This is a genomic window from Dactylosporangium fulvum (assembly GCF_025137375.1).
Taxonomy (GTDB): Bacteria; Actinomycetota; Actinomycetes; order Mycobacteriales; family Micromonosporaceae; genus Dactylosporangium; species Dactylosporangium fulvum.
The window spans coordinates 7,904,863-7,918,397 of the sequence record NZ_CP073720.1 but is presented as its reverse complement, the minus strand read 5'-3'; the positions used below and the strand labels follow the sequence as shown (position 1 = coordinate 7,918,397).

The 13,535-nt window shown below is 68.6% G+C and carries 15 protein-coding genes; 9 read left to right on the top strand and 6 right to left on the bottom strand.

The window, feature by feature from the left end:
• Positions 1-47: 47 nt before the first annotated feature.
• The 3 genes from Dfulv_RS36185 to Dfulv_RS36175 all read right to left on the bottom strand — a co-directional run bounded on the left by Dfulv_RS36185 (position 48) and on the right by Dfulv_RS36175 (position 2,722).
• Complete coding sequence (locus tag Dfulv_RS36185; RefSeq protein ID WP_259858332.1) at positions 48-707, bottom strand: response regulator; 660 nt, start codon at positions 705-707, stop codon at positions 48-50.
• A complete protein-coding gene (locus Dfulv_RS36180; RefSeq protein ID WP_259858331.1) occupies positions 704-1,804 on the bottom strand; it encodes a sensor histidine kinase in 1,101 nt (366 codons plus the stop codon). Before Dfulv_RS36180 ends, Dfulv_RS36185 begins: the two co-directional genes overlap by 4 nt.
• Before the next feature lie 144 nt (positions 1,805-1,948).
• Positions 1,949-2,722 (bottom strand): CPBP family intramembrane glutamic endopeptidase, encoded by a 774-nt coding sequence (locus tag Dfulv_RS36175; protein ID WP_259858330.1) that lies wholly within the window; start codon positions 2,720-2,722, stop codon positions 1,949-1,951.
• Positions 2,723-2,980: 258 nt separating this feature from the next.
• Between Dfulv_RS36175 and Dfulv_RS36170 the strand changes: the two genes are divergently transcribed.
• Entirely contained in the window at positions 2,981-3,982 is a 1,002-nt protein-coding gene (locus tag Dfulv_RS36170; RefSeq protein ID WP_259858328.1) for a hypothetical protein, read from the top strand.
• Positions 3,983-4,405: 423 nt separating this feature from the next.
• Here the strand turns inward: Dfulv_RS36170 and Dfulv_RS36165 are convergent, their stop codons facing one another.
• Positions 4,406-4,570 (bottom strand): hypothetical protein, encoded by a 165-nt coding sequence (locus Dfulv_RS36165; RefSeq protein ID WP_259858327.1) that lies wholly within the window; start codon positions 4,568-4,570, stop codon positions 4,406-4,408.
• Between the two features lie 273 nt (positions 4,571-4,843).
• Between Dfulv_RS36165 and Dfulv_RS36160 the strand changes: the two genes are divergently transcribed.
• From Dfulv_RS36160 to gap, 4 genes are all read left to right on the top strand, one after another.
• Positions 4,844-5,377, top strand: coding sequence for a class I SAM-dependent methyltransferase (locus Dfulv_RS36160; protein ID WP_259858326.1), 534 nt, complete (start codon positions 4,844-4,846; stop codon positions 5,375-5,377).
• Between the two features lie 396 nt (positions 5,378-5,773).
• A complete protein-coding gene (locus Dfulv_RS36155) occupies positions 5,774-6,463 on the top strand; it encodes a DUF6518 family protein (protein WP_259858325.1) in 690 nt (229 codons plus the stop codon).
• A 171-nt stretch (positions 6,464-6,634) separates the two neighbouring features.
• A complete protein-coding gene (locus Dfulv_RS36150) occupies positions 6,635-7,633 on the top strand; it encodes a GlxA family transcriptional regulator (RefSeq protein ID WP_259858324.1) in 999 nt (332 codons plus the stop codon).
• Positions 7,634-7,658: 25 nt separating this feature from the next.
• Positions 7,659-8,669, top strand: coding sequence for a type I glyceraldehyde-3-phosphate dehydrogenase (gap, locus tag Dfulv_RS36145; protein WP_259858323.1), 1,011 nt, complete (start codon positions 7,659-7,661; stop codon positions 8,667-8,669).
• A 530-nt stretch (positions 8,670-9,199) separates the two neighbouring features.
• On the opposite strand, the gene Dfulv_RS36140 is transcribed toward gap, so the two are convergent.
• Both Dfulv_RS36140 and Dfulv_RS36135 read right to left on the bottom strand, forming a co-directional pair.
• The gene (locus tag Dfulv_RS36140) at positions 9,200-10,222 is read right to left on the bottom strand and encodes a hypothetical protein (protein WP_259858322.1); all 1,023 of its coding nucleotides are present in this window, start codon (positions 10,220-10,222) and stop codon (positions 9,200-9,202) included.
• A 13-nt stretch (positions 10,223-10,235) separates the two neighbouring features.
• The gene (locus Dfulv_RS36135; protein ID WP_259858321.1) at positions 10,236-10,613 is read right to left on the bottom strand and encodes a hypothetical protein; all 378 of its coding nucleotides are present in this window, start codon (positions 10,611-10,613) and stop codon (positions 10,236-10,238) included.
• A gap of 727 nt (positions 10,614-11,340) precedes the next feature.
• On the opposite strand from Dfulv_RS36135, the gene Dfulv_RS36130 reads away from it, so the two are divergent.
• The 4 genes from Dfulv_RS36130 to Dfulv_RS36115 all read left to right on the top strand — a co-directional run bounded on the left by Dfulv_RS36130 (position 11,341) and on the right by Dfulv_RS36115 (position 13,531).
• Positions 11,341-11,535, top strand: coding sequence for a hypothetical protein (locus tag Dfulv_RS36130; protein ID WP_259858320.1), 195 nt, complete (start codon positions 11,341-11,343; stop codon positions 11,533-11,535).
• A 345-nt stretch (positions 11,536-11,880) separates the two neighbouring features.
• Positions 11,881-12,048 carry a hypothetical protein gene (locus tag Dfulv_RS36125; RefSeq protein WP_259858319.1) on the top strand — a complete coding sequence of 56 codons (168 nt, stop codon included), beginning with the start codon at positions 11,881-11,883 and terminating at the stop codon, positions 12,046-12,048.
• A complete protein-coding gene (locus Dfulv_RS36120) occupies positions 12,045-13,292 on the top strand; it encodes an MFS transporter (RefSeq protein WP_259858318.1) in 1,248 nt (415 codons plus the stop codon). The genes Dfulv_RS36125 and Dfulv_RS36120 overlap by 4 nt, the downstream gene beginning before the upstream one ends.
• The gene (locus Dfulv_RS36115; RefSeq protein WP_259858317.1) at positions 13,289-13,531 is read left to right on the top strand and encodes a hypothetical protein; all 243 of its coding nucleotides are present in this window, start codon (positions 13,289-13,291) and stop codon (positions 13,529-13,531) included. Before Dfulv_RS36120 ends, Dfulv_RS36115 begins: the two co-directional genes overlap by 4 nt.
• The last annotated feature ends 4 nt before the right edge of the window (positions 13,532-13,535 follow it).

Here is a 13,535-nt window from a genome sequence, read left to right as displayed (position 1 = left end):
AGCGTGCTCGGCGGCGTCGCGTGAGCGCGTCCCCCGGAAGTAGACACCTACCGCGGTTCGCGCAGCAGGCCCGCCTGGTAGGCCAGCACCGCCAGGTGCGTGCGGTCGTTCACGCCCAGCTTGGCGAACATCCGGCGCAGGTACGTGCGTATCGTCTCCAGGCTCAGGAACAACTCGTCGGCGATCTGCTGGTTGGAGTGCCCGCGGGCCACCAGGCGGATCACCTGGATCTCCCGCTCGGAAAGCACATGTCCGACGAAGGCGTGCCGCTGTGCCGGGGCGCGCGGGCGGAACTGTTCGAGCAGGCGCGTGGTCACCTCCGGCGCCAGCATCGCGTTGCCCGCGTGCACCGCGCGCACCGCCGACAGCACCTCCGACGGGGAAGTGTTCTTCAGCAGGAACCCGGACGCCCCGAGGGTGAGCGCCTCGAAGACGTACTCGTCCAGGTCGAAGGTGGTCAGCATGATCACCCGGGTGCCGCCGCCCGCGAGGATCCGCCGTGCCGCCTCCAGCCCATCGGTGCCCGGCATCTGGACGTCCAGCAGCGCCACCGCCGGCTTCCGCAATGCCACTAGGCGGGCCGCCTCAGCGCCGTCGGCAGCCTCGCCGGCGAACCGGAAGCCGGCGGTGCGCTCGAACAACTTCCGGTACGCGCCGCGGAAGCGCTCGTCGTCGTCCGCCAGGAAGACGGAAAGGGTCTCGCTCATCGAGCACCGGCCAGGGGCAGACGCGCAACAACCTCGAACCCGCCGTCCGGTCGGGCGTCCCACCGGACCGTTCCGCCGATCGACCGGGCCCGCTCCCGCATGCCGTCCAGGCCCAGGCCGGTGCCGGGCACCACGCCGCCCGGCACCGCCGGCCCGTCGTCGCGGATCAGCACCACGACAGCGTCTCCTTCCCGCCGCACGTCCACCCAACAGCTCGCGCCCGGCGCGTGCCGCACCACGTTGCTCAACGCCTCCTGGACGATCCTGAATACCACCGTGCCGACCGCTTCACCGATCGGACCGGTGCCGACGGACGCGTCGACGCGCACGCCGGCGGCCCGGGTCGCGGCGAACAACGTCGGCAACTCGGCCGTGCCCGGCGCCGCCCGGCTCTCGTCGGTGCGCAACGACCGCACCAGGCTCTGCACGTCGGCCAACGCCGTCCGCGCGTGGCCCTCCACTCCGGCCAGCGTTGCCCGCAGCTCGTCCTCGCGGGCGTCCGGCAGGCTCAGCGTCACCCCGGCCTCGGCGACGATGACACCGAGCGCGTGCCCCACCACGTCGTGCACGTCGCGTGCCACGGCCAGCTGCACCCGGGCCCGCTCGGCCTCCTGCGCGCTGCGCAGCTGCTTGCCCACCGTCATTCCGAGCAGCCACGCGACGCTGAGCGCGGCCACCGCGACGACGAACTGCTGGCCGCGACCGCGGACAGCGCCTTCCGGTACGCCGGAGACCAGCGCGAGAGCAGCGAAGAGGCCGACCAGCACGGCCGCGATCAATCGGGTCCGCGACATCCGCTCGATGGCCATCGGATAGAGGCACCACGCCGTGGCCAGCATCGGATCCTGACAAACCCCGAGCACGGTGCCGACGAGCGTGGCCACCCCGGCGGTCACCGTGGCGCCGAACGGCATCCGCCGCCGGGCGATCATCACGACGCCGGTGACGAGCGCCAGGCACGCGCCGATCACCCCTCGCTGCGAGCCTCCAGCGCTGATGGTAGGCAAGGCCCAGAACATCCCGACCACGACCAGCGCCGCCCCGATGTCCACCACCCGCGGAAGATCCGCCTCGAGGTTGCGCTCGACCGCACTCACGCCTCCCATGATGCTCGATCCCGAACCGTCGTGGGCCGCTCGCCGGATCGCAGCGGATTGTCGGCGTACGAAAACTGCCCGAGCCACCGGCCGCACCGAGGCAATCCCGCATGGTGCGGGGCGGAGGCGGGACGCGAGCGGCTGTCAGCCGAGCTGCGCGGCGGTGCCGCGCTTCTCGCGGGCCAGGATTTTCGGCACGGCGATCGCACCGGCGATCGCCAGGAGCGGCGCCGCCATGCCCGCGAGGTGGAACGACGAGGCGTGGGTGGAGAAGATCGTCAGGTCCCACAGGCCGTGCAGCACCATGCCTGCGACGAGCGAGCCGGTGGAACGCCGGGCGAGGTAGAAGATCGAGCCGAGGCCGAACGACATGAGCACCTGCACGAAGGCGCCCGCGCCGATGCCGAGGAAGATGTTGGGCAGGTGGAACACCGCGAACATCGCGGTCGACAGCAGCCACACACCGGTCTCGCCGAAGCGGCTGCGGAGGGCAACGACGAGCTGGCCGCGGTTGACCATCTCCTCGTTGAAGCCCACCAGCACGCTGCCGATGATGAGGTAGAGCCACATGAGCGGCGTGACGGTGGTGAAGTCGCCGATGACCATGTTCGCGATCGCGATGGTCGCCATGATGATCGGGAGGGTCATCGCCCACCTCGACAGGCCACGACGCTCGGCCATCGCCGGACGCCACCAGCCGTACGCCGTGACCATGATCGCCGTCAACAGCGCTCCGCCGGCGAGGGGGATCACGTACCACTTGAGGAGTGTTTCGTCGCTCTCACCGATGCGCTTGTAGTCGACGCCGTTGACCACAAAGATCGCATAGAACACGGCGACGTAGAGGAAGTAGACGAGCACGCCCAACCACACGCGGGGTCGGACGCGCAGAGCCGGGATCGCTGAGCTGCGCACCATGGACCCAGCGTCTCGTCTGTGGATTCTCCGCCGTAGTCCCGTGCGTCACCGGGTTCTGTGGGCTTCGCCCGAGGCGGGCATGACGTTTGTCATGGTGGGCGTCGACGTGTACCACGCGATCGGTTCGGAGCAGGACGCCAAGCAGCCACTCAACCGGCCCGTCCCCGCGCATACCGCCATGACCGAACGGACGGAGCTTCAACTTTTGGTGGGGGTTCGGCGTGTGTGCATTGACGGCGTCGAACTCCGGAGGTCAAGGTGCTGTTTCTCGCCGACGTTGCCGATCAGCGCACATACGGTGCGGCGTTCTACAACGAAACCCACGCCGTGTACGTGGGTGTGAGTAGGCCGGTGGGTGCCTCCGCCGAGCGCCTGGTCAACCGCGAGGATGTCACCATGTTCAGTGGCCTGCGCCCGTTCTCCGTGCACGGCATGTATTCGTCCATTACGGCCGTCGCCCCACCGGGCTGCGTCATCGCGTCGGCGCCCGATGGACGGGTCCGGGCTGATGGCACGCTCGCGCTCACCTGGAGCGACCTTGGCGACCTTGTGACGCAGCCGCGTGCCGGCCTAGGCCCCTGGTGGCGCGTCACCTGCGGCGGCGTGGTCCGCGAGCTCGACTACCACGCCATGGATCAGCCTCCGCTCTTCATCAAGTCGCCGACGGTCACCGAGCGCGGGCAGGCCGACCCCGAGATGATCGCCAATGCGATGCTTGACTGCCGTAGGGTTCCCGGCATGGCCGTCGACACGCCGAGAGCGGTCTGGGGCGGCACGCTACCGGGCAACACCGAATCCATCGTTGTCGTCACCAGCACGGCATCGGACGGCTCGGTACATGTCTGCGCGTTCAGCGGCACCGGAGCATCCATGACCCTCCTCGTCACTGGCGTCGCGGGCGGCCCGCTGGACCTGAGCCGGTCGGTGGTACCGCCGTGGCGGGATCCCAACGCATCGAAGATCACGACCGCGGCCGCGCCCTCCGGCGACATCCTCGCGGTGCGGCTCCCCGCGTCCGACGGGTCGGCGCTGTCGGACCGCCTGCTCGTCATCGCGCCAGTGAACGCGACCGAGCTACGAATCTCGGGATCCTCGACGATACCGCTGACCGGCGGTGTCGGCGTCGTTACCATGCCCGTGCCGGCGCAGCTCAACCTCACCGCGGTCGACGCCACCGACCAGACGATCGCGACACTGCGGGTCGCCGAGCCGACGGCCGACGGTCTGCTAGCCGGCCAGGGCCAGATGCAGCGCTGGTAGCGGGTCAACGGCTCTGGCTGATGCCGCGCTGACGCCGGATCAACCCCGATTTGGCAGCGCTTGCGGAATGATCGGTGGCGCCACATCGGGGAACGATCCGGTCGCTGATCCGCAACCGCTGTCAGGCGTGACCGGTATAGCCTGTCGCGAACGTTGACACGTACGTGTCACGACGCGATTGTCGCCGAGGCCACCCGCACACAGCGGCGGCGCCCTCACCGGTGCCAGGTTCTCGTGATGGGCCCAGCTTGTCGAGGTGGAGCGCCCTACTGGACGAGCGACCTTGACAAGCTGGGCCATCACGCAAGAGAAGATGGCGGTGGGGAGGGCGCCGCCGCACCGCAAGTGGCAGTCATTGCGCAGCCCCGTTCGCCGTTCGGCCCTTCGCGCCCTGCTCCTCGCCGTGGCACGACTGCGAGCAGTTCAGCCATCCAGCAGGGTGAAGGCGCCGTAGAGCGCGAATAGGCCGGCCCCAGCGAAGATCACGCCGAAGATGCGGGTTAGCACCATTCCGTCCCGTTGCCGCCGGGCCAGTTCCCGCGGGCCGGGGGCGAGTATTCGGTTGCCTGTTGAAGAGGTGGGCGTCATGATCGATCGTTGTGATTGGTCCGACCTGGCAGCTGTTTGACCGAGTCGCTGCGGAATATGACGACGTCGTTCCGTTCTTCGCCGAGTACGGCGCGGCGATCATCGCGGCCCTGGCCCCGCCCGTGGGCTGTCGGTTCCTCGATCTTGGTGCTGGTCGAGGCGCCCTGACGGGGCCGGCTCTGGATCGCGGTTGTGTGGTTACGGCCGTTGACGCGGCACCGGCGATGGTCGGTCGGCTCGCCGCGTCGTACCCCTGCCGCACGCGTGTGCCTGATGGACGCTCAGGCGCTGGCTTTCGGGACCGGCAGCTTCGACCTGGTCGCAGCCTCGTTCGTCATCCATGTCCTGGACAGTCCGGCAGTTGGTGTGGCGGAGGCGTACCGGGTCCTTGTGCCTGGTGGACGGTTTGCCTTCACGGGCGGCAGCGCGCGCAGCCGAACCGGACAAGCGGCTGGGCCAGCGTCTGCCGAGAACCGATCGTTGGGTGCGCGCCTCGACGCGTTGTTCGTGGAGTTCGCCGGTCATCTGCCGCCCGAGGGCAGCATGGGACAGCCGGTAGACGCCGCAGACCTGCTGACCGACGCCGGCTTCGTGGACCTGCGTGAGGACCGGGCGGAGGTCGCCGTGTACTTCCCGGACGGTGAGACCCTGTGGCGCTGGGTCATGTCGCACGGATATCGGGCGTTTGTCGAGGATCTACCGGCCGTGCATCGCCGTGAGTTCCGTGCGCGCGTGCTCGCCTTAGGTTCAGATGACCGGATCCTTCGACGAACTACCGGTGTGTGGTCTGGGCGCAAGCCGTGCTAACTGACGCCTCGGCGCCTGAAGTGGTGCCGGCGGGCGCGTGGGGAGTTCGGCCGGCGATCTGCGGAAACGCATGCATGTTCGTGGATGCGCTGGGTGGAGTAGGCTCGGGCGCAGGTGCCGATCGAGACGATGCGTTTCTCGAAGTGGGCGAGGAAGGCGTCTCATTCCTCATCGGTGGGTGGGCACGGACCTATCTCGCCGCGACCGATCCCCGTCCAGGGACGCCGCCCTCGCCGAGGTGATGAAGCTGCGCCAGTCCTCGTACTACTGATGGGGCCCGGACGCGCTCGAACGGCAGCGGCGTGACAAGGTACTCGACGACGTCGGCAACGGCGACACCGGATACTTCCGGCAGATCATCGACCTGAACTGCCCCGAGAACGCGGAGAGCGCTGCGTGAATGCCCGGCTGCCCGTGGCGCTCGGTGCCGGCCTCGGCGTCGCAGCGTACCTCCCCGATCTGCTGGACGACTCGCTGGCGCCCTACGCCACGCCGCTGTTCAGCTCAGGATTCGCCTGGGGGCTCGTCGCCCTCGTCGCCGGGTACACGACGCGGCGGCCGAGGTCCTCGATCGTGGCCGGTGCGGCAGCGCTCACGATCGCCGTGTTCGTCTACTACCTGCTCATCGTCGCCGGTCAACGCTGGTACGTCGACGCGTTGAGCAGCGCGGACGGGATGGCGACGATGGCCGGGCTGCGATCGGTCGGCCGGTCGGTCGTGTTCTGGACCGCCGGTGCATTCATCGGTGGCGGCACGCTGGGATGGCTGGGCCACGTCGTCCGCCACGCGCCGGCGTCACCGGGCTCGGCCGCGATCGGTGCGACCCTTGGCCTGCTGTCCGGGGAGGCGATCAGCATCCCGCTCGTCTACAGCTCGGTCTGGGACGCGCCGCTGGACCCGTTCAGCCTGGCCAAGCTCGTCCCGTCGCTGGCGCAGCTGGTCCTCGCCGTCGCCACGGTCGCCGTCCTGACCCGCATACGCGACCGGCCGACGATATGGCGCCTCACCGTGCTCGCCGCCGCCGCTTCCGTCGTCGTCAACGTGATCCTCTGGTACGTGCTCCTGACCGTACGGATAAGCCTCTGATCCTCCGCGGCGAGTCCGGCGATGACGGCATGCTCGACGGTCCAGGCGCGGCCGTGGCTGGAAACTTGCGGTACGTGGCTTTCACGCCACTGTCGTGCCGGCCTGCATCGGTGTGAGGCTGCACGGGTGAGGGGAGGGGCGGCCGTGGCTGACGGGGTTCATCGAGTCGTGGTGCTCGTGCTCGACGGGGCCAAGCCGCTCGATGTGGGCATTCCGGCGCAGGTGTTCACCAACCGGCCGAGCATGCCGTATGCGGTGCACGTGTGCGGGGCCGCGCCCGGGCTCGTGGCCGGTGGAGACGGGCTCGCGTATCACGTGGCCGAGGGGCTCGACGCGTTCGATGCGGCCGATACCGTGTTCATTCCCGGGTACCGGAATCCGGATCGTGAGGAGCCGCCGGCCGAGGTCGTGGCCGCCCTCCGCGCTGCCCACGCGCGCGGGGTTCGGCTTGCCGCGATCTCGACCGGGGCGTTCGCGCTCGCCGCGACCGGGCTGCTCGACGGCAAGCGGGCCACCACGCACTGGCATTACACGCGTGAGCTGGCCCGGCGCCATCCCGCGATCCTCGTCGACGAGGACGTGCTGTTCGTGGACGAGGGGGAGGTGCTCACCTCGGCCGGGGCGGCCAGCGGGATCGACCTCTGCCTGCATCTCGTGCGCCGCGATCACGGGGTCGCGCTCGCCAATCATGTGGCCCGGCGGCTCGTGGCGGCGCCGTACCGCAGCGGGGGACAGGTGCAGTACATTCCGCGCAGCGTGCCGGAGGCGGTCGGCGAGCACTTCGCGGCGACTCGGCAGTGGGCGCTGGAGCGGCTCGACGAGCCGCTCGCGCTCGAGGATCTGGCTCGCAACGCGAACGTGTCGGCGCGGACGTTGTCGCGGCGGTTCGTGGAGGAGACCGGGTACACGCCGACGCAGTGGATTCTGCGGGCGCGGGTGGACCGGGCGCGGGAGTTGCTCGAGCGCAGCGGACTCGGGGTGGAGCAGATCGCGGCACGGGTCGGGCTCGGGACCGGGTCGAACCTGCGGCTGCACTTCCAGCGGATTCTGGGCACGTCGCCGAGCGAATACCGCAAGACCTTCGCACGGCCGAGCGGCGCGATATCGGCAGAGACGCGGTCGAGTGGCGCGATGCTTGCGGAGACTGGCGAACCTTCCGCTGTCGTCTGATCGGGTGAACCGGCACGATTACCGCATGTCTGGACGAATTGCCATCAACGGGTTTGGGCGCATCGGGCGCGGCGTGCTGCGCGCGATCGTCGAGCGCGACAGCGACCTCGAAGTCGTCGCCGTCAACGATCTCGCGGCGCCGGCGGCGTTGGCGCAGCTGTTGAAGTACGACACCACGCTCGGGCGGATCGGGCGCCCGGTCGCGGTCGAAGGAGACGACCTGCTCGTCGACGGGCGGCGTATCCGGGCGCTCGCCGAGCGCGAGCCGCTCAAGCTGCCCTGGGCCGAGCTCGGCGTCGACATCGTGCTCGAGACCACCGGCCGGTTCACCGCCGCCGACGCGGCCCGCGCACACCTCGAAGCCGGCGCCGAGCGGGTGCTTGTCGGCGCGCCCTCGGCCGGGGCCGACGTGACGCTCGCGTACGGCGTGAACACCGAGGCGTACGACCCGTACCGCCACACGATCGTGTCGAACGCCTCTTGCACCACCAACGCGCTCGCGCCGCTCGCCGCCGTGCTCGACGGGCTGGCCGGGATCGAGCACGGGTTCATGACCACCGTGCACGCGTACACCCAGGAGCAGAACCTCCAGGACGGCCCGCACCGGGACCCGCGCCGGGCCCGGGCCGCCGGGGTGAACATCGTGCCGACCACCACCGGCGCCGCCAAGGCGATCGGGCTCGTCCTGCCGGGCCTGGCCGGGCGGCTGTCCGGCGACTCGATCCGAGTGCCGGTCCCGGTCGGCTCGCTGGTCGAGCTCAACGCGACCGTCGAGACCGAGGTGACGCGCGACACCGTGCTGGAGGCCTACCGGGAGGCGGCCGAGGGTTCGCTCAAGGGCATCCTGTCGTACTGCTCCGACCCCATCGTCAGCGCCGACATCGTCGGCGATCCGGCGTCGTGCATCTTCGACTCGGCGCTGACCAGGGTCGACGGGCGGCACGTGAAGGTCGTCGGCTGGTACGACAACGAGTGGGGCTTCGCTAACCGGGTCGTGGACACCCTGACGCTGATGAGTGCAAAAAGGATCGCCTAGATCGCGAACGCTTACGGAGCGGCGGCCGTCGACGCCCGGACGATGAGCCTGCTCGCCGCCGCAGCGTGACTGGGCTGTAGGTCGTATCGACGGCGAGGCGATCCGGCGGCAAACATTCGACGATGACGTGATCGCCCGACTTTGCGGCTGTTTCATTGGCCAGTACTGCCTCGGTGGCCTGGTCATCGAACTGCTAACCGCCGATGCTGCTCCGCTTCCGCAGCCGGCGCGACCTGCGGTGTCCATTCCGGCCGACCTACAAGATCCGCACCTGGTCGTGGTCGCCCTACAGCAGTGGCCGGAGGGCTGAAGGTGTCGGCGAAGGCGAGCCTGAGGGCTCTGCCTGGTGCGGGCCCTGGTCGCGGAGGCCACCGCCTTGGGCTGCAGTGCGGGTCTTCCCGGCGGTGACACCGGCTTCAAGGACGCGATTGGCGGGCGCTCGTGCTGGTGCTGTCCGGAGAGTCGGGTGGGTCAGCTATGCGAGGGGAACGGCAGGCAGACGAAGGTCTCGTTTTAATAGATCGCCTATATCATGGCTTCTGAATTCTCAATACAACGGGCTTTCCGTCGTCAACGGAGAGCACGGCGTCGTACTGGCCAGTTTCCGTCTGAGACGTAGTACCTGAGAGCCAAAGTTTGTATACCACCGTGATGGAGTAGTTGCCTGTTACGTGAATCAGGCCGGAGGGTGAGTCGAATGTGGCATGGGCATTGACCAGCGGACTGCCGTTCAGCTTCCATTCTGCCTTGTTGGACTGGATGGGGTTCTTGCTGGCGGGGCACTCGGGTGTCATTGGGGATGACTTGGCCGCGGCGCAAGTCTGGAAAGCCTGTTCTACCAAGGGAAACGCTACATCGTCCGGGACGTAAGGGTTCCGCTTGTTGGTTTCCGGCCGGGGTGAGTCGTCATATGCGCGGATCTCTGCCAGTCTTGGCTGGTTGTTTGTCCATTCAATTCGCGCCCAATAGTGAACGATCCTAAGTCTGAATCGAGGCTGGTTTGGCGCCTCTTTATAGGAAACGGTCATGACTGCGGTTCCCAGGACGTGGAAGCGGCCTTCCTCGCCATTGAAGACGACTCGGGCCCCGTCGCTGGGGTCTCCATGAAGCCGCCATGCTACGTCGGCGGCATTGTCCGCGTTGAAGTCGTTAATCTGCTGGGGGCAGTGTACTGGCTTAAGTACCGGAGCTTTGACGCATGAGCGGAGCGCGTCCAGGGCTGCGCCCAGTACGGCTTGGTCATTGGAGCCCTCGGGCCGCTGCCCGTTTTCCGAGGGAAAGGATGGTTTTGGCTCGGGCGAGTCTTTGATCATGTTATAACAGCCGAGTATCACGAGCAGTATGACGAAGGCCGCAACACCAACGCCTTTACCCGCTGTAGTCTGGTTGTCCTCGCTAGACGGTTCATCGGTTGCTGGCGACGCCTCGGCCGATGCTGGTGTGATGTTGTAGACGTTGTTCTGCGTGTTGCCGAAGCCGACCTGCATACCTTGGGCGTTTAAGGCGTCAACCGTCGGTACGTATGCGGGCTTGCTGAGGTCTCCGTCGTACATGCCGTCAGCTCGGTCAGGAGAAGGCGTTGTTCTGCGTGTTGTAGTTTCCGACCTGCACGCCTTTTGCCATTCGCAGGTCGACGTGATGCCTCCCGTCCGGCATGCCAGTGGCGTCCAGTAGATCAAGTAGCTGCCGGGCGGCTTCCAGGACCCGCTGGTCATCGGCCGCGCCTGATCTGATCAGCTCGGCACCTAGACGAGCCCGCCATGCGCTCAGGTCGGCCGCCCCGGACTCTAAAGCGGCGTCAGCGCCACTTCTGGTACTCAAACGTCGAGTCAAGAGGGCCTTCAAGGCGCTGTAAGCGTCCCCAATTGCGTTGCCGGCGGTGTTTGCAATACCTGCGGCTGAGCCTGCCGCCAGTGCCCCGATGATCAATTCAACTCCGGTCACGGCACCTCTCTTCGCCATATCAGCCAACTCAAATTGTTGCATGCCGCTGTCAAGTCGTAGTGGTGCAGATTTGACGTATCAGCGCTCGGGATACGTGCTCGCACACTCACTCGTGCTCGTAACGGTCGTCGATTCCAGCAACGATGGCAAGGGTCTGGCCCCGATCGGCCGACCGGGACTGACGATCAATGGCTGATCCGCTGATCGTCTTCACCTGTCCGGTGGACGTGATCCGCGTGCTTGGGTTGGACCACGTCTGGACTCGGAGGTCCGGTGGACCCCGATGTTGGCCGAGTTGTGGGATGCGGGCGCGTCGCGGCTCCGAGCGTCAGCGCCTGCATCATGGTGAGCAGGTGCCTCGACGGCGCCCGAAACTACCGCAGTCAGGGTTTGCTGTGGTTGCGCACTGGTCGCCAGATGTGGCGCTCTTCGGCGACGAACACAGCGACGTGCCGACGCCCTGAGTACCCACATTCGGCGGTGGGAGGCCTCACAAGCCGGAGGCGGGGCGGGTAGACGCCGGTTCAAGTGAGGCGAGACGCCGTGGCAGAGCGACTTACGCGACACAGCAGGTCGGACGGAAACGTGGGCGTGGGTTGCGGCACCATGAATGTGATTACGGACGATCCGGTTGAGGGCGTCTCATAGACCGAGGGCGTAGGGGACACGATGCTCCTGCGGAAGGCTGGCTGTACCGTTTCGGCCGGCCGTGTCGGAGGGGGCCAGCATGGGCATCGAGGGCGATGGACGTGTGGTGTCCATCGCGCTGGAGCGCGCGATCAAGGTGGCCCGGGTCTTGGAGAGCGTCGCGATCTCGCTGCACCGTATCGGCTTCATGCTCAGCATCGCGATCGGCGGCGCCCGTCAACCGGCCGGGCCCGGCGAGCGGATGCGGTACGTGACGGAAGGGGCGGGTCGATGACCTCTGTCACGACATCGACGGCGACGAACGCGGTCCGGGCCGAGCTGCTGTCGATCCGCCCCGAGGCCGGGCCGGTCGGCGGCCAGGTACAGCCGGGGGGACGCCTGCTCATCAGCGATCCGCGGACCAGGCGGCGCTCGCTCGTCGCTGCCGACACGCTCGCCGATCTGTTGCTGGCCCAGCACAGCGCTCCGCGCAGGCCACACCGGCGCGGCCGCCCCCGATGCGGCCGCGCGGCTGCAGGACGCGCTGACGGCGCGCGGCTGGCTGGGCCCAACCGCCCAGCGCGAGGCCGGCGCCGGTCCGAAAGCCGCGCTGGCGCCCCGGCAGGCGATCAGCGGAGGCTTGGCTATCTGGGAGGCCACCCGCTTCCTGGCCGAATTCGAGCCGAGTCCGTTGCTGGAGAACGCGGTGAGTGTCGACATCAACGCGTACGAGGCGCACCGCAAGATCAAGGTTGATCGGGACGTGGCCTGTCCGGTCTGTGGTGACGGGACGCTGACGGCCGCATGAGCGCAGCCGGTAACCTCTCCCGGCTGCCGGCGGCGGCGCGTCTGCTGGCACTGGGTTCATTGCTGTACTGGACGGCGCTGAGCGGCGTGTGGGCGCTTGTCGGTGTCTGGGGCACTCGGTACCTCCAGCTGCCCTCGTCCGTCGTGGGTGCCGGACTGGCCGTGTCGGCCGTGATCGCCGCGGTCGTGGCGATCGGCGGTGGCGTGCTCGTCGACCGGCTCGACCGCCGGCTCGTCCTGGCCGGCCTGCGAGCCTGGCTGGCCGCGGGATGCCTGGTGCTCGCCCTGGCCGTCGCGGTGCTGCCCGGTGCGGCCGCATTCTGGCTGCTGTGCGCGATTCTCGCCGGCAACGGCCTCGGCCAGGCCGTCGAGCAGAGTCTCGTCGCGGCGTACGTTCCCGAGGAGCAGTGGAGCAGTGCCTACGCGTTGATGAGCGCTGCACAATACGCCGGCGGCTTTGCCGGCGCATTGGCCGGCGCGCTGCTGCTGTCGTGGAATCGCATCGGCTGGCTGGTCGCGGCGGCTGTGGTGGCTGCGGCCGCGGCGGCCGTTGGCGCGTTCCTGCCGAAGATCGTCGTGGCGGCCGACGCGCGCCCCGGGCTGCCGGCCGCGCTACGGGTCCTCGGTGACCGGCGCTTCCTCGGATTCTGGGTGCTCGGATGCGTGTCGGTGACGCTGTACTTCGCGTTCGAAGTGGTGGCGCCGGTGACCCTGGTCAGCGGTCACGGGCTCGCTCCGTGGACCTGGGGCGTGCTCATCGGTGCGGTCCCGGTGCTGCTCATCGGCGCGGAGCTGCTGATCGCCCGGGTGGGTGGCCTGTGGCCGTGGCGGTGGGTCCTACCGTCCTCCCTGCTGGTGCTCGCCGTACCGTTCGCGCTGCTGTCGATGCGCCCGACCGCGGTGACACTGGTGGTGATCGGGCTGACGTTCGTCGTGGGAGAGGCGCTGTGGGGTCCGTTCGCACAGACTGCGCTGGCCGAGATGACGGGCGGCGCCACCAGCGCCTTCGCCGCCTACCGCCTGACCTTCTCCATCGGGCTCGTCGTCGCGCCGGCGGGCGGGTTGGCGCTGCGCGACGCGGTCGGTGACCGCGCGCTCTGGCTGACCCTCGCCGCGCTGTCGGCCGCGTCGGGCCTCCTGACCGCGTTCGCCTACCTGCGGACCGACGCCGGGCGCGAGCCGGTCGACCGCGAGGAGGCCGGCGGCGAACAAGCCGCGGAGGGCGCCTCCCCGGTGTCACCGTGACCACCGGCGCCACTTCGCTCGAGGCCGAGTACACGAGCCTCGTCAGCCGGTTGCGCGCCATCGGCGAGCTCAAGGTGGTGAGCGTGATGGGCGGCGAGCCGGTGCTGCTGCGGCAGTCGGCCGGGGTACCCGCACCCATCCTGGTCATGCCGCCCGACGGCATGGTCGAATCCGCTCGCCTGCGCCCGACGGCGCCGGCCGGGCCGATCAGACCGCACGGTTCGATCGCAGGACCATGAGAGC

Excerpts from the sequence above, each read along its gene's own strand:
- Dfulv_RS36185 (WP_259858332.1), bottom strand. The coding sequence starts at position 707 with ATGAGCGAGACCCTTTCCGTCTTCCTGGCGGACGACGACGAGCGCTTC.
- Dfulv_RS36175 (WP_259858330.1), bottom strand. The coding sequence starts at position 2,722 with ATGGTGCGCAGCTCAGCGATCCCGGCTCTGCGCGTCCGACCCCGCGTG.
- Dfulv_RS36165 (WP_259858327.1), bottom strand. The coding sequence starts at position 4,570 with ATGACGCCCACCTCTTCAACAGGCAACCGAATACTCGCCCCCGGCCCG.
- Dfulv_RS36160 (WP_259858326.1), top strand. The coding sequence starts at position 4,844 with ATGGACGCTCAGGCGCTGGCTTTCGGGACCGGCAGCTTCGACCTGGTC.
- gap (WP_259858323.1), top strand. The coding sequence starts at position 7,659 with ATGTCTGGACGAATTGCCATCAACGGGTTTGGGCGCATCGGGCGCGGC.
- Dfulv_RS36140 (WP_259858322.1), bottom strand. The coding sequence starts at position 10,222 with ATGTACGACGGAGACCTCAGCAAGCCCGCATACGTACCGACGGTTGAC.
- Dfulv_RS36130 (WP_259858320.1), top strand. The coding sequence starts at position 11,341 with ATGGGCATCGAGGGCGATGGACGTGTGGTGTCCATCGCGCTGGAGCGC.
- Dfulv_RS36120 (WP_259858318.1), top strand. The coding sequence starts at position 12,045 with ATGAGCGCAGCCGGTAACCTCTCCCGGCTGCCGGCGGCGGCGCGTCTG.